Origin of the sequence: Protofrankia sp. CiT1, from assembly GCF_917627335.1 — a bacterium.
Classification (GTDB): Bacteria; Actinomycetota; Actinomycetes; order Frankiales; family Frankiaceae; genus Protofrankia.
Genome location: NZ_CAKJTP010000303.1, coordinates 1925 through 2543 on the forward strand (window position 1 = coordinate 1925; position 619 = coordinate 2543).

The window sequence follows — 619 nt, forward strand, 5'->3', positions numbered from 1 at the left end:
CTCGTGTTGCTGTTAGTGGTTGCTGTCAGATCCGTTGCTCGATGCCCGAACCGGTATCGGGATCATCAAGCTGGACGTGCGCGGCGGGCACTGCCGACGGTGGCTGATCGGCCGATTTCTGCCGTCTTGGGTGGTAGTGGCATGCTGGGCGAGTGACCATGGGAGACAGGGAGGCTACCGACCCGGATTTCTTCGTGTCGTACACGGGGAAGGACAGCGCGTGGGCGAAGTGGATCGCCTGGACGTTGCAAGCCGCCGGGTACCGGGTGGTGATCCAGGCGTGGGACTTCGGTCCGGGATCGAATGTCGTCCATGAGATGCACCGGGCCCTCGCGTCCACGCGGCGGATGGCCGTGGTGCTGTCCGCGGACTATCTGGCATCGACGTCCGCGTCCGCGGAGTGGCAGGCGGCCTGGCGGAAGGATCCCCTCGGTCGGGAGCGAAAACTGGTGGTATTTCGGGTGGAGGACTGCGACCCTCCGGGGCTGTTGGGGCCAATCGCAGCAGTGGATCTGTTCGGGGTGGACCGGGAGACGGCCCAGGACCGGGTCGTGGCAGCCGCGCGCTTTCACCCCGGCCCACCGGATGGGGAGCCGGCTTTCCCGGGTGCGCGACCTGC

Annotated in this window: 1 protein-coding gene; it reads left to right on the forward strand. The window is 66.9% G+C overall.

Annotation, left to right across the window (positions count from 1 at the left end; all coding sequences use genetic code 11):
- Positions 1-158 precede the first annotated feature (158 nt).
- The coding region (locus MJ785_RS21885) for a toll/interleukin-1 receptor domain-containing protein (protein WP_239382767.1) at positions 159-619 on the forward strand (461 nt) is incomplete at its 3' end.